Source organism: Micromonospora haikouensis (genome assembly GCF_000876225.1).
Classification (GTDB): Bacteria; Actinomycetota; Actinomycetes; order Mycobacteriales; family Micromonosporaceae; genus Micromonospora; species Micromonospora haikouensis.
Genome location: NZ_JXSX01000001.1, coordinates 3,479,840 through 3,502,190 on the forward strand (window position 1 = coordinate 3,479,840; position 22,351 = coordinate 3,502,190).

The 22,351-nt window shown below is 74.7% G+C and carries 13 protein-coding genes; 12 read left to right on the top strand and 1 reads right to left on the bottom strand.

The window, feature by feature from the left end; genetic code table 11:
• Positions 1–19 precede the first annotated feature (19 nt).
• The 7 genes from TK50_RS33690 to TK50_RS14310 all read left to right on the top strand — a co-directional run bounded on the left by TK50_RS33690 (position 20) and on the right by TK50_RS14310 (position 14,056).
• Complete coding sequence (locus tag TK50_RS33690) at positions 20–2,074, top strand: hypothetical protein (RefSeq protein ID WP_043963197.1); 2,055 nt, start codon at positions 20–22, stop codon at positions 2,072–2,074.
• Positions 2,071–4,980 carry a hypothetical protein gene (locus TK50_RS14285; RefSeq protein WP_043963198.1) on the top strand — a complete coding sequence of 970 codons (2,910 nt, stop codon included), beginning with the start codon at positions 2,071–2,073 and terminating at the stop codon, positions 4,978–4,980. The genes TK50_RS33690 and TK50_RS14285 overlap by 4 nt, the downstream gene beginning before the upstream one ends.
• Before the next feature lie 17 nt (positions 4,981–4,997).
• Positions 4,998–6,356: a hypothetical protein gene (locus tag TK50_RS14290; RefSeq protein WP_043963199.1), complete on the top strand. Its 1,359-nt coding sequence runs from the start codon at positions 4,998–5,000 to the stop codon at positions 6,354–6,356.
• A 13-nt stretch (positions 6,357–6,369) separates the two neighbouring features.
• On the top strand, positions 6,370–7,878 hold the full coding sequence (locus tag TK50_RS14295) for a vWA domain-containing protein (RefSeq protein WP_043963200.1): 1,509 nt from the start codon (positions 6,370–6,372) through the stop codon (positions 7,876–7,878).
• Between the two features lie 31 nt (positions 7,879–7,909).
• Positions 7,910–11,011, top strand: a complete 3,102-nt coding sequence (locus TK50_RS14300) for a tubulin-like doman-containing protein (protein WP_158499175.1) — start codon at positions 7,910–7,912, stop codon at positions 11,009–11,011.
• Between the two features lie 193 nt (positions 11,012–11,204).
• Positions 11,205–12,620, top strand: a complete 1,416-nt coding sequence (locus TK50_RS14305; protein WP_229406145.1) for a pectinesterase family protein — start codon at positions 11,205–11,207, stop codon at positions 12,618–12,620.
• A 44-nt stretch (positions 12,621–12,664) separates the two neighbouring features.
• Positions 12,665–14,056 (top strand): cellulose binding domain-containing protein, encoded by a 1,392-nt coding sequence (locus tag TK50_RS14310; RefSeq protein WP_043963202.1) that lies wholly within the window; start codon positions 12,665–12,667, stop codon positions 14,054–14,056.
• Positions 14,057–14,187: 131 nt separating this feature from the next.
• On the opposite strand, the gene TK50_RS14315 is transcribed toward TK50_RS14310, so the two are convergent.
• Positions 14,188–15,687, bottom strand: a complete 1,500-nt coding sequence (locus TK50_RS14315; protein ID WP_043963203.1) for a flavin-containing monooxygenase — start codon at positions 15,685–15,687, stop codon at positions 14,188–14,190.
• A gap of 108 nt (positions 15,688–15,795) precedes the next feature.
• Here TK50_RS14315 and TK50_RS14320 point away from each other — a divergent pair, with 108 nt between their 5' ends.
• The 5 genes from TK50_RS14320 (at position 15,796) to TK50_RS14340 (ending at position 22,351) form a co-directional block, all read left to right on the top strand.
• Positions 15,796–16,395, top strand: a complete 600-nt coding sequence (locus TK50_RS14320; RefSeq protein ID WP_063838572.1) for a TetR/AcrR family transcriptional regulator — start codon at positions 15,796–15,798, stop codon at positions 16,393–16,395.
• 440 nt (positions 16,396–16,835) lie between these two features.
• The gene (locus tag TK50_RS14325) at positions 16,836–17,792 is read left to right on the top strand and encodes a beta-ketoacyl-ACP synthase 3 (RefSeq protein ID WP_043963205.1); all 957 of its coding nucleotides are present in this window, start codon (positions 16,836–16,838) and stop codon (positions 17,790–17,792) included.
• Positions 17,793–17,870: 78 nt separating this feature from the next.
• Positions 17,871–20,771 (top strand): helix-turn-helix transcriptional regulator, encoded by a 2,901-nt coding sequence (locus TK50_RS14330; protein ID WP_043963207.1) that lies wholly within the window; start codon positions 17,871–17,873, stop codon positions 20,769–20,771.
• Between the two features lie 143 nt (positions 20,772–20,914).
• Complete coding sequence (locus TK50_RS14335) at positions 20,915–21,208, top strand: acyl carrier protein (protein ID WP_043963208.1); 294 nt, start codon at positions 20,915–20,917, stop codon at positions 21,206–21,208.
• A 3-nt stretch (positions 21,209–21,211) separates the two neighbouring features.
• Positions 21,212–22,351: a hypothetical protein gene (locus TK50_RS14340; RefSeq protein WP_043963210.1), complete on the top strand. Its 1,140-nt coding sequence runs from the start codon at positions 21,212–21,214 to the stop codon at positions 22,349–22,351.

Sequence of the window (22,351 nt, forward strand, 5' to 3'; positions counted from 1 at the left end):
ACACCGCACAGACCCCGCGGTGCGGACCCGCGAGCGCGCCGAGCGCCTGCTCGCCGCGGTCACCGAGGCCCTGCCGGGCGGCCCGCACGCCGACGCCGCCCGGGAGGCCGCGGCGCAGGTCGTGCGCGTCGCGCAGGCGCCGATCTCCGTCGCCCTGCTGGCCGAGGGCGACGACGACCACGTCGTCAGCCACCACCTGTGGCAGCCGCTGCTCGGCGGCGGCGCGCCGGCGCTCACCCCGCAGCGGTCCACCCTCGGGTACGTCACGGCGGTGCGCCTGCGCGCCGTCGCGCAGGATCGGGCGGCGGTCCGTACCGTCTCGGTGTCCTTCCTGGACCGTGCCGGGATCGCGCGTTGCCGGTCCCGGCTGCTCGACCGGCTCGGCGACGGGCAGGCGTCGGCGGCCGACTGGGCGCAGGCGCTGGCCCAGGCCCGGCGGCTCTGGCCCGCCGCCGACGCGCGGTGCCGTGCCGGCCTGACCGAGCTCGTCGCGTTGCACCGGGCCGAGGTCTTCGCCGAACACCTGCTCGGCGTCGAGGCGGTCCCGGCGCGGCTCGACGCCGTCCACCAGGCGACGATGCCGTTCCACGTCGGCGGGGCGACCGGCGGCGTCCCGCCGTTCCCCGACGCCACCGCGCCCGGCCCGTACGCGCCCGGCACCGAACTCACCCAGAGCGTCCTGCACCGGGTCTTCCCGGCGGTCCGCCGGGTCACCGTCGAGGTGGACGTGCCGCAGGCCCGGTGGCCGCTGGCCGACGAGCCCCTGGAACTGGTCGACCTGCCGGTGCTCGCCCCCCACCTGGCCTCCGGCCGCGCCGACCTGCTGATCGAGGACGAGCTCGGCGCGGCCAGCGCGGTCGTGCTCCTGCCGGGGCCGCGGCGCGACGCCGAGCGGGCCGTGCGGGCGCACCCCCACGTGACCGTCCTGGCCGGGCCGGGCGGCGTGGCGCTGCGCGCCGGACCGCCCGCCGCCGACGACCTGCGCGACGCCGTCCTCGGCGCGGGCCGCGACGCCGGCCGGGCGGCGCGCGCCGCCCGGGCCCACGCGGCGCACCTGGACCTGCGCCGGGTGCTGCGCGCCACCGCCGCGGCGCTCGACGAGGAGCCCGCCGCCGCCCCGCCGCCACCCCCGGCCGCGCAGGAGCGGCTGCGCGACCTGGTGGGCCGCGTCGGCACGGAGCTCACCGCGCTGATCGACGACGTGGGGCGCGGCGTGGCCGGCCCCGACGCCCGGCTGGACGCCGGGATGACCCCGCAGGCGGCCGTCACCCAGCGGGTGGTGGCCCGGGTCCACTCGTGGCCGCAGTGGGCGGTCCTGTTCGCGGCCGTCGCCGAGCAGCACGTGCAGCCCGGCGACGGGTTCGACCGGGAGGAACCGCCCGCGCGCCCCGACGTGTTCGAGGCGACGTTCCGCGCCACCCTGCGGGAACTGCCGTCGGTGGTCGGCGAGGTCGTCGACGCGACCGTCGCCGCCTGGCGGCAGCGCCGCTCCCCACGGCTCGGCCCGCTCAAGGCCGCGCTGCTCGACGACGTCGAACCGGCGCGCGAGCGGCTGGCCCTGGACGGCTCCGACGCGGCGCTGACCACGCTGCGGCGCGCCGTGCAGCTCGACTGGCTGACCCCCGCCGGCGCGCCCGACGGGGCGCCGCCCGCCGCCGACGCCGACGCCGCGCGCCAGGCGTTCCCCCTCGCGCCGGACCGGCCCCTGCCCTGGCACGACCCGCACGGGCCCGGCCGGCACCAGGTGACCGTCATGCGGGTGCGCCGGGAACTGGTCGAGGCCGTCCGTCGGCTGGCCGTCGAGGGCCTCGCCGTGGAACAGGCCCGCCGGGTCGACGCCATCCGCCACGCGCTGCGGGAGCTGCGCGCCGCCCTGCCCCGCACCGACGCGGAGCTCCGGGCGCTGGCCGGCGCGGGCCCCGACGTCGAGCCGGATCCCCCGCAGGTCCTCGCCCGGCGGGTGGAGGCCCTGCTCGACGAGGACGACCGGCCCCTGCGCACCGAGGAACCCGACCGGTGGTCCCGCACCGGCGGGGACGACCGTCCGTCCCGCACCGACGAGGAGGGCAGATGAGCACCGAGGACCCCCGTCCGCCCGGCGCCGGACGACGGATCCGGCCGGGCGTCCGGCGCTTCCCCGACCGGCACGGCGGGCTGGCCGCCGTCGACTTCGGCACCACCAACTCCACGGTCACCCTCTACGACCCGTACCGGCCGCCGCCGCAGCTGCCGATGCCGGCCGACCAGCGGGCCGTCCTGTGCCGGGAGACCGTGGCCCTGCTGCGCGCCGAGCCCGCCGACGACGAACTCGCCACGCCCCGGCCGCAGGCGTGCCGCGCCGAGTGGGCCGCCCTGCGCGACCGGATCGCCGGCGACCTGAGCGGCACCGACGTCGAGGGCCTCGTCGAGGCCGTCGAGAGCGACGAGGCCGCCGGGGGCGGCCTCCTGCACCGGGTGCTGCTGACGCTCGACCTGGCCCAGCCCGGCGGCACCGCACCCTTCTCGGCCTGGCTCGCCGGCCGCCTGCACCACTGCTACGACACCGCGTTCGCCACCCCGGCCCTGGAACACCACTGTCTGTTCCCGGTGCGGCTGGACAGCGCGATCGAGGCCGAGGAGGTCCCGAGCCGGCTCGACGTCACCGCGGTCGACCCGGAGCTGCGCGTGCGCCTCGGCCCGCCGCTGGGCGACGGCACCCCGCTGGCCTCCGTACGGGGTCTCAAGCACCACCTGGACGACCCCGCCTTCCGCGTCGGGCTGCGCGACGACGACCGCACCGTCGACGTGGAGGCGCTGCTCGGCGGGGCCTTCGGCTTCCTGCTCGACCGCACCGACGAGTTCACCCGCGCCCATCCGGACCGGCTGGAGAGCGGCCACGTCGACCAGGTCGTGGCCACCTACCCGACGATGGCCCCGCCGTCGGCCCGGCAACGCCTCGCGCGGGTGCTCACCGACGTGCTCGGCGTCGGGGAGGCCGACCTGCGCTACGACGAGGCGATCTCCGCCGCGCTCTTCTTCCTCATGCGCGACCTCGGCGCCAACTACGCCATCGGGATCGAGGCCCTGCGGGCCCGGTTCCGCCCGGTCCCCGGCGGGCAGCGGCACTGGATCGAGAACTCCCTCGTCGTCGACATCGGCGGCGGCACCACCGACATCGCGCTCGTCACCGTCCACCTGCGCGACGAGACGCCGCAGCTGCCGGGGGCCGCGCCGGGCACCACGGGCCGCTACTACCGGCTGCTGCCGCAGCTGCGCGGCACCAGCGGCCGGGCCCGGCGGGGCGGGGACTTCCTCACCCTGCAGGTCTTCCACCTGCTCAAGGCGATCATCGCCGACCACCTGCTCACCACCGGCCACACCGGCGCCGACCAGCTCGGCGAGGCCACGGCCTGGCGCGAGTGGCAGGACACCGTCACCGCCGGCCTCGACGCGTCCTGCCGCGAGGACGGTCGGTACGTGCCGGGCCGGCTGGTCCGCCAGGCGCTGGGCGCCCTGCGCCGGGACACCGCCGTCGCGGAGGGACCCGCCGGCCGACGGTTCCGGGACAACGTGGAACGGGTGCTCGGCACCCGCACCGTCGGCGTCACCGGCAGCCCGCAGGGCCGGGAGAGGACCTTCGGGGACCTGTGGGACCTCGCCGAACGCGCCAAGATCGCCGTCGCGCCCGGCCGCCCGTTCCGGCTGCCCGCCGACGTGGTGCAGGACATCGTCAGCCGCGCCGACGGCGTGCCGGCGAAGCTGCCCCCCGGCATCGGCGGCGGGCCGCTCGAACTGTCCTACGCGCACTTCGTCGAGGTGACCGAGCCGATGCTGGTGGAGGTCAGCCGGCTCGCCGCGGGTCTCGCGCGCGCCCGCCTGGACGGCGCGGACCGGCTCGACCGGGTCATCCTCACCGGTAAGGCGAGTCAGCTCGCCCTCGCCGCCGACGTCGTCGGCCGGGAACTGGCCGCCGGCAGCCGGCGCGGCGAGCCGCCGGTGCGGGTCGTGGTGGAGCGGACGTACGCGAAGAACGCGGCGTCGATGGGTGCGGCCTGGGCGGCGTCGTTGGCGTCCCTGGGCGCCCCCGTCGCCGACGAGGAACTGCTGCGGCAGGGTGCCACGGAGGTCGCCGTCGAGGTCGACAACATGCTGCAGGCGCTGCCCTGCGCGCTGAGCATGGCCGGCCGCGCCGACCAGGGGCGGGTGCTCCTGCCCGCCGGGACCCCGCTGCGCGAGCAGGCCGACGGCAGCCTGCGCGCCTTCGCCGCGATCGGCCCGCTCGGCGACCGGTGCATCATCCGGCGGGAGGTCGACGGCGGGCAGCCCGTGCCGTGGGGGGTGTTCCGCTGGAGCGAGCTCGACTCCCGGCTCGCGGAGTCGGGCGCGCCCCGGCGGCTCGACCGGCGGCTCTGGCCGCGCCAGATCCGGGCCGGCATCGAGGTCGACGCGGCCGGGAACCTCGACCTGCTGCTGTGGCGAGGGGAGCGGCCGTACCTGCGCGTCGACCGTGCGGAACCGGCCCCGCGCCTGCCCGCCGGGCTGCTGGGCGACGCCGCCGACGCCACGGCGCACGCCGACCGGCTCCACGTCGCGGGCGCGCGGGAGACGCCGCCGCGCCCCGCGCTGCGTGGCCCCGACACGGCCCCGGCCTCCCGGGAGACGTTCGTCGACGAGCACGGCGAGACCCGGCCGGGGGTGCTCGGGGCGGTCGCGCTGCCGCCGCCGGGCGACGACGACCGCTGGGGCCTGCTCTACCGCACCGACGACGGCCGGGACCACCTCGTCGGGACGCTGTCGGCGGTGCCCGGGGCGCGGGGCCCGCACCTGGTGAGCCTGGACGCCGACGGCGTCGTCCGGGTGCACGCGGGCGACCCGCCCCGGTGGACCACCGACGACCCGCTCGACGTGGAGACCCACCCTGGCGTGGTGTTCCGGGTGCGCCTCGGCGCGCCGCAGCTGGACGCCGACGACCACGACAACCCGTTCGACGGGACCCACTGATGGACGGACGAGACCCAGTGACCGACCGCGGAACCGACCTCACCGACGTGCCCTTCGAGGAGCTGCTCGCCACCGTGCTGTGCGCCGAGGGCCGCTACGCCGAGCTGTTCCGGGAGCACGTGACCCGGCTCGGTGGGGTCATGCAGCAGGGGCTCCTGCGGGCCGCGATGGACCGGGCCCGCGGCGGGGCCCCCGGCGAGGAGGACGAGATGTGGCAGTGTGCCGCCGAGCTGTGCCGCCGGCTGGTGTCCCGGCTGAACCGCCGACCGGCCCCGGCGCAGGCGGAGGCGGTGAAGGCGGCGGCGCGGCCGGCCGATCCGGCGGCCGGCCGCGCGTCCGTCGCCGACCGGGCCGTCCCGCCCGGTGACGAGGAGGCCGTGACCGGCCCACCGGCCGCCGGGAGGCCCGGGCCGCACCGGCCGGACGTGGACGGCGGTGCCGTGCCGGGATCCCGGCCCATCTCCCCCGAGGCCTGGGAGTCCGGCGGACAGGCACGCCGGGCCATCGAGCAGGTCTTCGCGGACTTCGCCGACGCGGCGGAGGTACGCCGCTGGACCGGCGGTAGGCCCGTCCCCCCGAACGTCGGACTCGTCGAGCGGTGGCGGGCGTTCCACCTGATCCTGCTGCGGCTGCCCCCGGCGCTGGAGGCGTACTGGGTGGCCCGGATGCGCTCCGCCGCCCCGGTGGCCTGGCTGGAGCCGACCGACGGGTGGCAGCGGATCCCCGCGCCGGCCAGGATGGCGGCCCGTATCCTCGTGCCGGGGTGTGGGCGCTTCGCCGGCGTCCTGGCCGACCCACGGGCGCCGAAGGCCGGCGGCGTCGCCGCGCCGCTGTCGGGCAACGAGCCGGGCTACGACGTCGTCGCCGGGCTCGCCCACCAGATGAGCTGGCTGGCCGCGACCGACGAGGCCGCCCACAGCGTCCGGACCCGGCAGCTCACGCCGCTGCGGGACCCGCGCGAGGGCGACGGCTACACCGAGCTGCTCACCGAGCGGCTGGTGAAGTTCAGCCAGGCGGTCGCCTACGACGAGACGGAGCTGTGCGTCCTGCGCGCCGCCCAGCTCGCCGAGGGGCTGCGGATGGTCGTGCACCGCCCGCTCGCCGCGCCGGACAGCTGGTGGCACCGGCTGCGCGACGAGACCGTCCGGTTCGTGCGGGAGGTCGGCGCCGAACACGCTCCACACGTGGCGATCACCGAGATCACCGGCCGGTACGCCGAGGCCAACAACAGCGGGCTGACCGACGGCCGCGACGACGTGCGGCTCACCAGCCCGTCCGAGTCGGACGGGCTGATCCTCGACTGCCTGCGGCCCCACCTGCGCGGCGCCGAGCTTGGCGACAAGCCCGGCCGGGTCGTGTACGGCGCCACGTACTAGAAGGAGGAGCCCCATGCCGAGACGTGCCGTCCGGTCCGCGCTCGCGGCCTGCCTGCTGGCGCTGCTCACGCTCGTCGGCGCGCCCGCCCGCGCCGGCTCGGCCCCCGACCAGGCCACCCTGCCGGAGGTCCTGCGCGGCCTGCGCGTCGACACCCTGCCCGCCGACTACGTCGTCCTGCTCGACGTCTCGGCGTCCATGCAGGACGGCGGGCGCGACCTGTACGCCGCCGCGCGGGCGGCGCTGCGCCCGCTGCTCGACGGCCTGGCCCCGGTGGACCGGCTGCACCTGATCGCGTTCGCCGAGCGCCCCGATCCCGTGTTCAGCGGCGACATCGGCGCGAACGGCGCCGGCGTCCTGCGGCGACTGCCGCCCCGCGCCGAGGGCCAGCGGACCGACATCGGCGCGGCGATCGAGGCCGCGCTGCGGATCGTGGAGCAGCCCGGCGAGGCCGCCCCGGCGACGGTCATCATGCTCACCGACGGCGTGCAGGACCCGCCGCCGGGGTCGAGGTACGCGCGCTCGGGCGACAATGCCTTCGCCGACCTGCGCAAGCGGGCGCGGGCGGTGGAGGAGCGCCGGTCGGTACGCGCCCTCGGCGTCCCGCTGACCGGCCGCACCGACGTGCGGCTGCTCGACGAGGTCTTCGACGACACGGTGCTCATGGACCTGCCCCCGGAGCAGGTGGGCGACTATCTCGGCCGGGTGCGGGACCGGATCGCGGTGGAGAAGGCGGCGGCGTACGTGGCCCGGGACCGGCTCGCCGCGACGATCACCCTGGAACCGCCGTCGGTCGTGGTCGGCGACGCCCCGGTCGACGTCGTGGCCCACGTTCGCAGCGCCGCCACCCGGGTGCCGCTGACCGTCCGCGACCTGGCCGTCGAGGTGGACGGCCTGCGCGTCACGGGGGCGGTCGAACCGGCACAGGTCACCCTCGACCCGGCCGCGCCCGAGCAGCGGGTCACCGTCCGGCTCCGGCCGCAGGCGCTGCCCGGCACCTGGATCGGCGGCGAACGCACCACCGACGGCGAGGTCCGGCTGGTGGGCACCGTCGACTCGCCCTGGCGGGACGTGATCGACCGCGACCTGGGCCTGGAGTTCGGCCCGCAGCCGGTGACCGCGCGGGCGGCCGGGGCCCGGACGGCGAGCGGGATCCCCGTCTGGCTGGCGGTGGTGGCCGTGCTCGCGCCGGTGGCGCTGGTCGCGCTGCTGGTGGCGCTGCGCCGCCGGCGGTGGAAGCCGATGGGTGGCGGGCACCTGCTGGTGGCCGAGCCGGGCGCGGCGGCGCCGTACCGGCAGCTGCTCAGTGGCCGGAAGGTGCGCTTCCCGGCGGCCCACGGCCGGGGCGGCGCGCAGGGCACGGGCACGGTCCGGGCGCTGCGGCGACGCCGGACGGTGGGCAGCGGCACCGAGCTGGTGCTGCACGTCGACTACCGCCGTGCGGGCCGCCGGCACCGCGTGGTGTGCCGGCCCCGGCAGCCGGTGTCGGCGGCCGACGGCACGACCTTCACCTATCAACCCTGACCACAGCCTCACGGCGGACATGGAGGTTATCGTGCTCCCAGCACTGGTGATCGGGCTCGGCGGCACCGGGAGCATCGCCGCCGCCCACCTGAAGCACCGGCTCGCGGTCGAGCAGCGCTGGCAGGACCTGCGCCGCGACCCCGGCGCGCCGGAGCGGACCCAGGGCCGCCCCTACGACTGGCCCGTCCTGCTGCGCGCCCTCGACGTGGACCGTCGCACGCGTCCCCAGGTCGACGGCGTGAGCCTCGACGCCGACACCGAGGACCTGTACCTGGACGGCTCGGTCCGCTCCATGATCGACAAGGTGCGGCAGGGGCGGGACGTCGCGCGGGAGTTCTACCCCACCGTGGTGCCGTGGTTCGGCCCGCAGGACGCCCGGGAGATCCGCGACGACGAGGCCCTGTCCTTCCTGGTGGAGGGCGCCGGGCAGATCCGCTCGTTCGGCCGGCTGGCGTTCTTCTCCGACGTGCTGGGCGCGACGCCGGTGACGAAGCGGCTGGAGGACGCGCTCGACCAGCTCACCCTGGTCGACGCGGACACCATGCCGAACATCTACGTGGTCAGCTCGACGGCGGGCGGCACCGGCGCCGGCATCCTGCTCGACGTGCTGGCATACCTGCAGAAGCTGCGCCACGAGCACGGCGGCGGGTTCACCGTGACGCTGTTCTGCGTGCTCTCCGGCGCGTTCCGGCGTCGGCTCGACGGGCCGCAGCGCACCCGCAGCGAGGCCAACGGCTACGCGCTGCTGCGCGAACTGGACCGCCTGATGCACAGCGACCGCGCCCACCCGGCGGAGTTCCGCTGGTCGGCGCGGAGCCGGCACGAGATGACCGCGGCTCCGGCGCAGTACACGTACTTCATCGACGGCCGCCGGTCGCGCTCGTCGGGCCGGCACCTGCCGGCGTACGACACGGAGGCCGTCTGCCCCGCCGCGGTCGCCGACGCCGTCTACGCGCACCTGCTGCCGACGGTGGGGCCCGCGTTCAGCAGCTACCGGGTCAACGCGAAGAAGTACACGCGCGGCGCGACGGACCTCTACTCCACGTTCGGCGTGTACCTCGTCGAGTACGCCTGGGAGCCGGTGATCCGCGGCCTGGTCGACCGGGCCGCCGCCGACGTGCTGGCCGCGCTGCCCACCGCCGTCGGCGACCTGGGCCCGGAGGTGGACAAGTTCCTCGCCGGGACCACCGACGAGCGGGACGCCGAGGGCGCGCAGCCGCCGCCGGTGCTCCAGGAACTCGACAGCGAGCCGGCGCGGGAGGGGCTGCTGGCCCCGTCGTCGGGCTGGCTGACCGCGCCCGGCGGCGGCCCCCGCCTGCCGGACCTGCCCAACCTGCGCCTGCCCTTCGAGGACATCCGGCCGATGCGGACCGACCACCGGGGGCAGGTCGTCATCGACGCCACCAAGGAGACGCTGCGGGTGTTCTGGGGCGAGAAGGGCGTGCCGCTGACCCTCAAGACGCAGCAGCAGTGGCACCCGGTGGCCGACCAGCACGCCCGGGAGACCGACCGGCAGTGGGGGATCGCCCTGCGCGGCGCGGTGGCCCGGATCATGTCCCGGCGCGACGGCGGCCCGCGCGGCGGGCTGGCCTTCCTGGACCGGGTGCAGCAGCGGCTCGAGCTGTTCCGCAGCCGGGTCGAGGAGGCCCCCCGCGCGGATCCCGGCGTCGCCAAGGCCGCGCGGGACCACGCCGAGGAGCGGGTCCGCGAGGACCGGGGCATGTTCCGTGGCCGGCACCAGCTCGACTACCTGGCGGCCGAGCAGGCGCTGCTGACGGCCGGCTACCAGCACGACTGCCAGCAGCGGACGCTGCTGATGCTGGAGCGGCTGACGCAGACGGTCGCGGTCGTCCGCAAGGAGGCGCAGGGCTGGCGGGACGCGGTGGACGACGCGACGCGCGTCGTGCGCCTGGCCATGGAGGACGTCCGCAACGAGCGGCGGCAGGCCGAGCGCTTCCCGCTGCGCCGGGTCGTGCCCGCCGTCGATGACCACCGCACCGAGGACTGGTTGTACGACCGGTCGGTCGGTGGTGCCGACCGCGAGGGCCGGCGGCCCAGGCTGGCCGACGTGGCCTCGGCGCTGGCCTGGCGGGTGTCCCTCGCCGAGGGCGCGGCGACGCTGGCCCTGGCGTCGGCGCCCGGCGGTCCGGCGGCGTCCGGGGGCCCGGCGGCGGCGGTGGTACGGGTCCTGCGCGACCGGGCCCGCCCGCTGATCGCGCCGCTGCGCCAGATCTCGGTGTTCGAGCTGCTGGAGCGGTCCCGGATGCCGGCCGACGAGTTGGGCCGGGAGCTGCTCGACGGCAGCGACTGGCTGGTCAACTACGACGACGAGGAGCACCGCCGGCTGGTCAACCTGGCCGGGGACGACGACGGCGAGCCGCAACAGCAGGTGTACGCCTTCGCGGCGCTTCCGCCCTCCGGCGCGCCGGGCGAGGCGCTGAGCCGCGGGTTGTGGGCGTTCCTGCGCCAGCAGCGGGTCGACCTGAACGACATCGTCCCCTCCACCGAGGCCGAGGAGCGGCCGGTCACCGACAAGATCGTGCTGTTCGCCTCCCGGCACTCGCTGCGGCTGGCGGCCTTCGACGGCTTCACCGACCTGCGCCGCTCGTACGAACAGCGGCGGGCCAGTCCGCCGTCGCCGCACGTGCTCGCCGAGGAGAAGAACGCGGCGGTGCTGGAGGCGTACTCGGAGAAGCTGGTCGGCGACGGCGTCCTGGCCCGGCCGCTGGGTCGCCTCGGCGGGGAGTTGCTGCTGCTGTGCCGCGACGCCGACCTGCTGCGGGCCACGGCCGTGGCGCTGGCCAACGAGCGGCTGTCGCCGATTCTCGCCCCGGACGGCGGCGACCACGTCCTGGGCTGGACGACCCGGTCGCAGCGCGGCCTGCCCCACCAGCAGGTCGGCGACGAGGCGCGGTTGGGGCTCATCCTGCGGGACCTGGTGACGCTGTCCACGCGCCTGGCCGAGATCCGCCGGGAGGCCGTCCGCGCCGCCGCCGACGAGGCCCGCCGCGACCTGGACTGGGAGTACGGGACCCGGCGCTTCTACGGCATGGCGTCGGTGTACCGGATCGAACCGGAGCTGTGGCACCTGCTCACCGTCGCGGCGCACCTCGCGATCGACGACGGGGCCTGACGGTCCGGTCCGCTGGTGTCCCCGCCGGGGGTGGTCGTCGTGCCGGTCGCGGCGACCGCCCCCGGCGGCTCTCCCGAGAGGTCGGGGAAAGCGCTTTACAGCTCGTCCGCGCCGTGCCACGATATGGCCCCGTAATATAGGCCAATCTCGATGGCTGGCCCGCCTGCAGGCCAGGACCCCTGGGAGAGTCAGCGTGAACGTTCTGTCGAGGCGGCGGCGAGTCCTGTCGGTGGCCGCCGCCGCCCTCACCACCGCCACCACGGTCGTCGCGGGCGTCGCGACCACCGGCTCCGCGCAGGCCGCGGCCGGCTGCCAGGTCACCTACGCGGTGGCCAGTCAGTGGGACGGCGGCTTCAGCGCCACCATCAGGATCAAGAATCTGGGGGACGCCGTCACCGGATGGCGCCTGGGCTGGACGTTCACCGCCGGTCAGGCCGTGACCCAGTCGTGGGGCTTCACCGCGAGCCCGGCCAGTGGCAACGTGGTCGCGACGAACGTGGACTACACCGCGTCCATCCCGACCAACGGCACGGTGGAGGTCGGCTTCAACGGGTCCTGGAACAACTCCAGCAACCCCGCACCGACCGTCTTCACCTTCAACGGCACCGCCTGCACCGGCACGACCGCGCCCACCACCACCCCGCCGACGACCCCGCCGCCGACCACTGCGCCCCCGACCACTCCGCCGCCGACGACCCCGCCCGCGACGACCCCGCCCCCTGCCGGGACGCCGACCGTGGCGTCCGACGGCACCGGCACGTACCGCACCGTGCAGGCCGCGATCAACGCGGTGCCGACGAACAACAGCTCGCGGGTCACCATCACGATCAAGCCGGGCACCTACCGCGAGGTCGTCACGGTGCCGGCCAACAAGCCCCACATCACCCTGCGGGGCCTGGGCTCGTCGCCGTCGAACACCGTGCTCGTCTACAACAACTACGCCGCCACCCACGGCACGTTCAACAGCGCCAGCATGTTCGTCTACGGGGCCAACTTCGTCGCGGAGAACCTGACGATCTCCAACGACTACGTCGAGAACTGGAACAACAGCGACCAGCAGGCGGTCGCCCTGCACCTCAACGCCGACCGCGCGGTGCTGCGCAACGTGCGGCTGCTCGGCGACCAGGACACCTTCCTGGTCAACGACAACACCCGCGCCTACGTGGTCGACTCCTACGTGGAGGGCACCGTCGACTTCATCTTCGGCGGCGGCACCGTCGTGCTCGACCGGGCCTCGATCTACGAGAAGCGGTCCACCGGCGGGCCGATCACCGCCGCCCGCACGCCCGCCAACAAGACGTACGGGATGCTGATCTACCGTTCGACCATCACCGGCGCGACCAGCAACACCACCACCCTCGGCCGGCCGTGGGGCCCGACCGCCCAGGTGCTGTACCGGGAGTCGTCGCTCAGCGGGACCATCAAGACCGCGCAACCCTGGACCGACATGTCCGGCAACGTCTGGCAGAACGCCCGGTTCCTGGAATACCGCAACACCGGGGCCGGTGCGGGCGTCAACAGCAACCGTCCGCAGCTCAGCGACTCGCAGGCGGCCAACTACACGCCGCAGAAGTACCTCGCGGGCTCCGACGGCTGGAACCCGATGTGACCCCGCTCGACAACGAGTCTCTCACCCCCTCCTCCGGAGACTCGATGACGACGAAGAAGGCGCGCGGCACCTGGCGGTCCGCGCTGGTGCTGGGCACGACCGCCGCGCTCGCGGCGGTGGGCGCGGTGACGGCGGTCTCCGCCCAGGCGGCGGCGGGCTGCCGCGTCGACTACAAGGTCGCCAGCTCGTGGGACGGCGGCTTCAACGGCGACGTGACCGTCACCAACCTCGGCGACGCCGTCAACGGGTGGAAGCTGACCTGGACGTTCACCGCGGGTCAGCAGGTGACCCAGGCGTGGAACGCGACGATCCCGGCCGGAACGTCGAACATCACCGCGACGAACGTCAGCTACAACGCGGCGATCCCCGCCAACGGCACGGCCAGCTTCGGGTTCAGCGGGACGCAGAACGGCAGCAACCCGGTGCCGACGAACTTCGCCCTCAACGGCACCGCCTGCACGGGCGGGGTCACGCCCACCAGCGGCACCCCGACGGCGCCGCCGCCGACCACCCCGCCCCCGACCACCCCGCCGCCCAGCGGCGTCCCGTACGCCAACAGCCCCGACGGGTTCGCCGGGGCGGCCGGCACCACCGGCGGCGCGGGCGGCACCACGGTCACCGTCACCAACCAGGCCGACCTGGAGCGGTACGCCGGCGCCAGCGCTGCGCACGTCATCCGGGTCAACGCGGCGATCACGGTGAGCCCGTACGGCAAGGAGATCCCGGTCACGTCCAACAAGACGATCGTGGGCGTCGGCAAGAACGGCCAGATCGTCAACGGCGGGTTCTTCCTCAGCGAGGGCACCAGCAACGTCATCATCCGGAACCTGACGATCCGCGACACCAGGATGACGTCCGATGACCCGGACGACAAGGAGTTCGACTACGACGGCATCCAGATGGACACCGCCAACAAGATCTGGATAGATCACAACCAGATCGTGCGGATGAACGACGGCCTGATCGACAGCCGCAAGGACACCACGAACCTGACCGTTTCGTGGAACGTCATCGGCGAGGGCAACAAGGCGTTCGGCATCGGCTGGACCACCAACGTCACCGCCCGGATGACCATCCACCACAACTGGATCCACCACACCAACTCGCGTAACCCCAGCACCGACAACGTGGCCTATGCCCACCTCTACAACAACTACCTGCAGAGCGTCACGGGCTACGGCAACTACTCGCGCGGCTACACGAAGATGGTCCTGGAGAACAGCTACTTCGAGGGCGTGAAGGACCCGTACTACCGGGACGACACCGCCGAGCTGCGCCAGTCCGGCAGCATCTGCGTCAGCTGCAGCGGCCAGCAGGAGACCGGCGGCTCGGCGTTCAACCCGAGCAACTTCTACTCCTACACCCTCCACCCGGCGTCCCAGGTGCCGAGCCTGGTCAGGACGTACGCCGGACCGCAGTCAGCCATCGGAAACTGACCGGTCGACGGTGGACCAGGCGTGGCCCGCCCGCCCCGCATAGTGGCGGGTGGGCCCCGCCGTTCCGGCGGCCGGAGCGGCTCGGGTCGCCGCGTGGACGCGCGTGTCGCCCCGTGGCCGTGCCGACGGGGTCACACGAGGGACTCCTGGTCGCTGCGGGGGCGCACCGGTGTGCCCCGCACGCCGAAGCGCATGGCGCTGTCCGCGATCCGCCCGTAGCGCAGGGCGACGAGGTCGGACGGATAGCTGCGGCGGACCCGCCAGGGTGGCCGTTCGCCCTGCTTGGGCAGGCTCGCGGCGGCCCGGCGCACGTATCCCGACGTGAGGCCGACCAGGGGGCGGACGGCTTCGACCCGGCCGTCGACGTGGGGCGCGGCCCACGCGAGCCCGCGGCGGTCCAGGTGCGCGAGCAGCCGGCACACGTACTGCGAGGTGAGGTCGGCGCGCAGCGTCCACGACGCGTTCGCGTAGCCGACGCACCAGGCGAGGTTCGGCACGCCGGACAGCATCATGCCCTTGTACATCAGCGTCCGGCCCGGGTCGACCGGCGTGCCGTCGACGTGGAGGGCGATCTCGCCCACCGCGACCATGCGCAGGCCGGTGGCGGTGACGACGATGTCGGCGGGCACCGTCTCGCCGGAGGCCATCCGCAGCCCGTCGGGGACCAGCGCGGCGACCTCGCCGGTCACCACGGTGGCGCGCCGTTGCCTGATGGCCCGGAAGAAGTCCCCGTCGGCGCTGAGGCACAGGCGCTCGTCCCACGGGTCGTAGCGGGGGCGGAAGTGCGGGTCGAGCGGCAGCACGCCGGCGAGTTCCCGGGCCACGCCCGCCCGCAACAGGGCCGCGGCGCGGGCCGGCCAGCGCCGCATGAGGTGGTAGGCGAGGGTCGTGACCGCGACGTTCTTGACCCGGGCGGTCCGGTGCACGGCCGCCGCCGGCAGCACCGCCCGCAGGGCGGCGACCATCCGGTCCCGGGTGGGCTGTGCGACGACGTACGTCGGCGACCGTTGCACCATCGTGACGTGCTCCGCCCGTTCGGCCAGCGCCGGCACGAGGGTGATCGCGGTGGCGCCGCTGCCGATCACGGCGACCCGCCGGTCGGCGTGGTCGAGGTCTTCGGGCCAGTCCTGCGGGTGCACCACCCGGCCTTGGAAGGTCTCCCGCCCGGGCAGGTCGATCTCGTGGCCGCCGGTGTAGCTGAAGTAGCCGCTGCACAGGTAGAGGAAGCGGCACGACCAGCTGGCCGGCTGCCGCTGCGGGCCGACCTCGGCCTCCACGGTCCACCGGGCGTGCGCCGAGGACCAGGACGCCCGCACCACCCGGTGGCGGAGCCGGACGTGCCGGTCGAGGCCGGCGTCGACGGCCGTGCGGCGGATGTAGTCGAGGACGCCCGCCCCGTCGGCGATGGACCGCTCGCCGGTCCAGGGGCGGAACGGGTAACCGAGGGTGAACATGTCGGAGTCCGAGCGGACGCCGGGGTAGCGGAAGAGGTCCCAGGTGCCGCCGAGGGCGTCGCGCGCCTCGAGGACGAGGAAGGAGGTGCCCGGTCTTCTGGTCTGTAGTCGGTAGGCTGCGCCGATGCCGGACAGGCCGGCCCCGACGATGACGACGTCCACGTGCCGCACGGTCATGACTACGCGCTCCGCTCAAGGAGTGGTCAGGAAGGCTGGTTGCGCGCGGTGCGGGGGGCGGTGCTCGGATGTCACGGGCGGATGCCAGCGTAGGAGAGGGTGTGTGCAGTGTCAACATCGCGGTCGGGTCCCTTCCACCACGGCAATCTGCCGCACGCCCTGCTCGACGCGGGGATGGAGCTGCTGCTGGCCTCCGGTGAGCCCGGGGCGCTGTCGCTGCGGGAGGTGGCGCGCCGCGCCGGGGTCTCCGCGAACGCCCCGTACCGGCACTACGCGGACAAGGACGCGCTGCTCACCGCCCTGGCGGTGCGCGGATACGACGCCCTCGCCGAGTGCCTCTCGGCCGCCGACGGCGCGGGCGGCGCGGCGGAGGCGATCCCCGCCATGGCCGAGGCGTACGTGCGGTTCGCCCTGGACCGCCCGGGGCTGTTCCGGCTGATGTACGCCTACCCGTGTGGACGGTCGAACGCCGAGGCGCTCGCCGCGGCCGCGAGGTGCACGGCGGTCATCGAGGGCCGCCTGGCGCGAGAGGCGCCGGCCGGGCGGCGGCCTGCGGCGCTGCTCGCCACCTGGTCGCTCGTGCACGGCCTCGCCTCGCTCCTGCTGGAGGGGCGGATCGTCGTCGGCCCCGGCGGTCTCGCCGAGTTGGTGCGCGCGACCGTGGCCGAGTTGACGCCGATGGGCGCGGGGGTCGTGGCCGACGGGTGAGCGGAAACTGTCCGGTTTCCGTCAATGATTGGTCGTGACGGCGTATCCGGCGACCCGTCGGGCCATTTTGAACGGTTATCGGCGTCGATTCCCTGGCTTGGCGCGTCGCGTCCGTCCTCAGTGGCTTCGATGTTATCGGGGCGTGAACAGATTTCACATCGTGAAAAATTTGCATCCGTCATCGTGAGCATCGGGTTGCCGGCAGTAACTTGGCGAAGGTTGAGTGCAGCTTCGGGGGGAATCTGAGCTGTCCTGTCTGACATGTGTGGCCATCGGAGGCCGCGCTTCCCCTTTGTTGTTCGTTGCTGGGTGAGCCGGATCGTGGGTCCCCGCAAAGCGGGCGATTCGATTCGGTGCGAAGTCGTGGGCGATTCACATTCCCGTTTGCCGAGAACGTGCGATTGGTGGTGTAGGTGGCCTTGGCGACTTCTGGCGCGAGGATGATCGGCATCGGCACATATCGACCACGAACAATTGTGTGTAACGATGATCTGGTGCGGGGCACGACCTATACGGACGACTGGGTCAGGCGCCGCACCGGCGTCGTACGACGTGGACACGCCGCCGCGGACGAGACCATCACGGAAATGGCCAGCCGGGCCGGCAGCCGGGCGATGGCCGCCGCCGGCATCTCCGCCGACGCCGTCGACATGGTGCTCGTCGCCTCCATGTCGGACCTCCGGCAGACCCCGGCGGCGGCCCCCGAGATCGCCTTCAGGCTGGGGGCCCGGCGGGCGGCGGCACTCGACATCGACGCCGCCTGCGCCGGGTTCAGCTACGGGGTGGGCATGGCCGACGCGCTGGTCCGCGCCGGGACCGTGCGACACGTGCTGCTGATCGGCGTCGACCGGATGACCGACCTGGTCTCCCGCGAGGGCAGCGCCGCGCTGCTGTTCGCCGACGGCGCCGGGGCCGTGGTCATCGGCCCCGGCGACACGATGGGGATCGGGCCGACGGTGTGGGGCGCCGACGGCGCCCGCCGCGAGCTCATCGCCCACGGGGCGAGCTGGCGGGACTACCGGGACCGACCGGAGCAGCCCTGGCCGACCATGCAGATGGCGGGGCGCGAGGTGTTCCGCTGGGCCATCGACACCGTTCCGGAGCTCGGCCGGCGCGCGGTGGAGGCAGCGGGCCTGGAGATGGCCCAGGTCAGGGCGTTCGTGCCGCACCAGGCCAACCTGCGCATCATCGAGCGGGCCGCCGAACGGCTCGGCCTGTCGGCCGACACCCCGGTCGCCGACGACATCATCAACGCCGGAAACACCTCCGCGGCGTCCATCCCGCTGGCCCTGGAACAGCTCCGGCAGGCCGGGCGCGCCCACCGCGGCGACTGGGCGCTGCTGGTCGGCTTCGGTGCCGGGCTGGCCTACGCCGCCCAGGTCGTCCAGGTGCCGTGAGCCCCGGCGCCCGGCCGGCGGCGCGGCCCCCGCCACCGGCGAACGTCATCACCGAGGTCGTCCAGACGGGGGAGAGCAATGCCATTCATCGACAACACCGCCGCGACGCCGCGGCGTCGTGAACTCGACCAACTGCGTACGGTGTTCGACCTGGCGGGGTCCGGCACGGCCTGGGCCTTCGTCCGGGGCGATCCCGGCACCGGCAAGACCTGGCTGCTCAACGCGGTCGCCGAGGAGGCCGCCGGGGAGGGCTTCCTGGTGCTCCGGGGCCGGGGCAGCGAATACGAGCGACACGTGCCGTTCAGCCTGCTGGTGCACGCGCTGGACGACTACCTCGACGGCCTGGGCGGCGACCTGCTGGCCGGGTTGGGCGACAACCGGGTGGCCGACCTCGCGCGGGTCTTCCCCTCGCTGAGCGGCCGGGACCAGACCTGCCCGCAGGCGGCCCAGGACAACAACTACCGCGCCCACCGGGCGATGCGGGCGCTCGTGGAGCGGCTCGCCGAGCCGTCGGGCCTCGTCCTCGTCCTCGACGACCTGCAGTGGGCCGACCGGGAATCCGTGGCATTCCTCGCCCACCTGCTCGAACGGCAGCCCAAGGGCCGGCTGCTGCTGCTCGCCGCCTGGCGCAGCGGGCCATGCGAGGGGCCGCTGGTCGGCCTGTGCCTGTGCACCGAACAGCCCGGCGTCGCCGTCGAGCTGGAGCCGCTGCCCGACCGGGAGGCCGAGACGTTCCTGACCGCCGTACGCGGCCCGCGCCGCCGGGCCGAGCTGCTGCGCCTCTGCGGCGGCAACCCCTTCTACCTGCGCGCCCTGGCCGAGCAGGGCGGCGGCCGGCCCGTCGACCGCCTTCCCGACCGGATCGTCACCGTGCTGCGCTGGGAACTCGGCCGCCTCAGCGAGCCCGCGCGGCACCTGCTCACGTCCGCGGCGATCGTGGGGGAGACCTTCCACCTGGAACTCGTGCGGGCCGTCAACGGCACCACCGACGAACAGACCCTCCTGGCGGCGGACGAGCTGGTCTCCTCCGGACTGATCAGGGAGACCGACGTACCGCGTGAGTTCGCCTTCCGGCAGCCGATCGTCCGCCACGGGGTCTACCTGCTCGCCTCGCCGGGCCGCCGGGTGTCCGGCCACCGGCGGGCCGCCGAGGCGCTGCGCGGCGCTCCCGCCCGGCGGCGTGCCGTGCACCTGGCGGCGTTCGCCACCCCGCCGGACCCGGAGGCGGCGGCCACCCTGACCGAGGCCGCGCGGGAGACCGTCGACGTGGACCCGGCACGGGCCGCCGAGTGGTTCCGGACCGCCCGCGCCCTGGAACGGGACCCGGTGGCCCGGCACGAGGCGCTCCTGGGCCAGGGCGACGCCGCCGCGGCGGCCGGGTTGCTGCAGCAGGCCCGCGCCGCGTACGACCGGGCCTGGTCGCACGAGCCCGACCGACGCTCCGACGGCCGGCTCGAACTGGCCCGTCGGCTGGCCATGGTCGAGTTCCTGACCGGACACCACACCAGGACGCGGGAGCGGGTCCGGGCGCTGCGCGCGGAAGCGGACAGCGCCGACGCGGAGGCCGTGGCGCTGCTGTCGGCGCTCGGGGCCTGCGCCGCCGCCCAGGCGGGCGACTCCGCGGAGCTGCGGCGGCTGGCCGGGGAGTCGCTCCGGCACGCCCGTACGCCCCCCGCCCGTGCCCTCGCCAACGGTCTCGTCGGCCTCGGCCAGCTCCAGCAGCACGCCATGAACCAGGCGCTGGCGGCCCGCGTCGCGGCCCGGCGGGAGCTGACCCTGGTCTGCGACCGGGAACTGCCGACGCACCCCGAGGCGCTGCTCGTCCCGGCGCTGCTCGAACTGCTGATGGGCGACTACGCCGAGGCCATCGTGCTCGTCGACCGGCTGCTGTCGCACCGGCGGCCCGCCCCGGCCGTCTGGTGGCGCGCCCCGGCGCTGTGGATCGCGGCCCGGGCCCGACTCGCCCTCGGGGAGCCGGCGGAGGCGGCGGAACTCGTCGAGGCCGCCGTCGAACTCGCCGAGGACGGGCAGGCGCGGGCCGTCCTGCCCTGGGCGCTGCTGACCGCCGCCGAGATCCGCACGCTGGCCGACGACGACGACGGCGCGGTTCGGCTGGCGCTGGAGGCCGTCGCAGCGACCGGCGACGACGACACCTCGCGGGCGGTGGCCGAGCAGTGGGCGACCATCGTCCGGATCGACGTGGGCGACGTCGTCGCCGACCTGGAGACGGTCGTGGCGCTGCGGCGGGTGGCACCCGTCGACCCCGTCAGCGACGGGGCGTGGCGCTGCTGTGCCGCCGCGGCGGCGCTCGGCGAGAACCGCTTCGACGAGGCCGACGAGCAGGCCCGCGCCGCCGAGGACGTCGCCCGGGCGACGGGGCTGCCGATGGCCACGGTCCACGCCCGACGGGCCCGGGCGATGGTGCACCTCGCCCGACGGGAGGCGGCCGCGGCGGCGGAGTGCGCCCGCGCCGCCGCCCGGTCCGCCGCCGCGGCCGGCGCGCGAGTCGAGGCGGCCCGGGACATGCTCACCGAGGCCGCGGCGCTGGCCCTGGGCGGCAACCGGGCCGGCGCGGCGACCGTGCTGCGGGTCGCGCTCGACGAGTTCCGGGACTGCGGCGCGGTGCGCTACGAACGGGAGGCCGCCCGGGAACTGCGCCGGCTCGGCCGGCGCACCCCGCTGGGCCCGGTGCCGACGGTGGCCGACCAGCGCCTGCCGTTGTCGGACCGGGAGTGGCAGATCGCCGAGCTGGTGGCGGCGGGCCGCACCAACCGGCAGATCGCCGCGGCCCTGCTGCTGAGCGCCAAGACGGTGGAGACCCACCTGACCCGCATCTTCGGCAAGCTCGGCATCACCTCGCGGGCCCTGCTCGCGCGAGCCGTGGAGCGGGAACGGATCCGGCGCCCCGCCACTCGGGCGGCGGGCCGCCCCGACGCGTGGTCGGCACCCCGAACCCCTGCCCGACGCCGCGCCGGCTGATTCGGGGTGCCCGAGCGGGGTTCTCCGGATGGTCGGCCGGGGTGCCGGCCGACAGTCTGTATCCCGTGCCGCGGGGCGTAACGGCCCCGCCCGCACGACAACGACGTCGACGGCTCACGGCCGTCGACCGGGGGAGGTTGCGCATGACGCTCGATGACGAGTTGTACGACGACGTCACGACGCTGTTGGCGAACCACTGTGCCGTCGACCCGGCCCGGGTGGGGCCGACCACGCAGCTCTTCGACGAGCTGGGTCTCGACTCGCTGGACCTGATCGGGATGGCGCAGGCGCTGCAGAGCAAGTACTCGGTGGCCCTCGACAACGAGGGCATCGCCGAGATCCGGACCGTCGGCGACGTCGTCGCCTTCGTCCGCCGACGCATGTCGGACCGCGTGGCCGGCGCCGGCGCCGGCGAGTCGACCGTCCTGGAGAGGTGACACATGCCCGCCTACATCACCGCGATGGGCCGCTTCCTGCCTGGCGAGCCGGTGCCCAACGAGGAGGTCGAGGACTACATCGGCGTCATCGGCCGGGCCACGTCCAACCTGCGGGAGCAGACCCTCGCCAACGCCGGCATCAAGACGCGGTACTACGCGATCGACAAGAACCAGCAGACCCGGTACTCGAACACCCGGATGGCGGCGGAGGCCGTGCGCGCCGCCGTCGCCCGGTCCGAGATCCAGCTCGACGACATCGACCTGATCGCCGCCGGCAGCACCATCCCGGACCTGATCGCACCGGGGATGGCCAGCATGGTGCACGGCGAGCTGGGCAACGCGCCGTGCGAGATCGTCTCGACGCACGGCGTGTGCAACTCCGGGATGATGGCCCTGAAGAACGCCTACCTCCAGATCAACGTCGGCGAGAAGCGCAACGCGATCGCCGTGGCCTGCGAGAACCCGACCCGCAGCTTCAAGAGCATCCGGAACAGCGATGTCCGCCCGGTGGACGAGGAGGGCTCCCTGGCGCTGGAGATGGCCTTCCTGCGCTACATGCTCTCCGACGGCGCCGGCGCGGCGCTCGTCCAGGACCGGCCCGCCTCCGCCGGGGTCAGCCTGCGCATCGACTGGCTCACCCTGACGTCGTACGCGAACACCGGCGACACCTGCATGTACTTCGGCCTGCCGAACAACACCTCCACCAAGGCGTGGTGGGACTACGACACCCCGGCCGACGCCCTCGCCGACGGTGCCCTGTCCCTGCGGCAGAACCTCGCGTTGCTGCCGCACCTGGTGAAGGTCGGCATCGACGAGTACGAGCGGCTGCTGGCGGCCGGCCGGTTCGACCCCGACACCCTGCGTTGGCTTCCCGCGCACTACTCCAGCGAGCGGATGAAGCAGATGGTGCTGCGCGAGATGGCCCGCCGCGGCACCCCCGGCCCGCCCGTCGACGTGTGGTACAGCAACCTGCCGCAGGTGGGCAACATCGGGTGCGCCAGCATCTACGTGATCCTGGAGGAGATCCTCTCCCAGGGGCTGGTCAACCCCGGCGACACCATGCTGTGCATGGTGCCCGAGTCGGGCCGGTTCTCCGTCTCGTTCATGCACCTGACCGCGGTGACCGCCGACGGGGAGGGCTGA

What these genes read in the sequence shown, in the direction of transcription:
- TK50_RS14285 (WP_043963198.1), top strand. Translation starts at nt 2,071, where the DNA reads ATGAGCACCGAGGACCCCCGTCCGCCCGGCGCCGGACGACGGATCCGG.
- TK50_RS14295 (WP_043963200.1), top strand. Translation starts at nt 6,370, where the DNA reads ATGCCGAGACGTGCCGTCCGGTCCGCGCTCGCGGCCTGCCTGCTGGCG.
- TK50_RS14310 (WP_043963202.1), top strand. Translation starts at nt 12,665, where the DNA reads ATGACGACGAAGAAGGCGCGCGGCACCTGGCGGTCCGCGCTGGTGCTG.
- TK50_RS14315 (WP_043963203.1), bottom strand. Translation starts at nt 15,687, where the DNA reads ATGACCGTGCGGCACGTGGACGTCGTCATCGTCGGGGCCGGCCTGTCC.
- TK50_RS14325 (WP_043963205.1), top strand. Translation starts at nt 16,836, where the DNA reads ATGATCGGCATCGGCACATATCGACCACGAACAATTGTGTGTAACGAT.
- TK50_RS14330 (WP_043963207.1), top strand. Translation starts at nt 17,871, where the DNA reads ATGCCATTCATCGACAACACCGCCGCGACGCCGCGGCGTCGTGAACTC.
- TK50_RS14335 (WP_043963208.1), top strand. Translation starts at nt 20,915, where the DNA reads ATGACGCTCGATGACGAGTTGTACGACGACGTCACGACGCTGTTGGCG.
- TK50_RS14340 (WP_043963210.1), top strand. Translation starts at nt 21,212, where the DNA reads ATGCCCGCCTACATCACCGCGATGGGCCGCTTCCTGCCTGGCGAGCCG.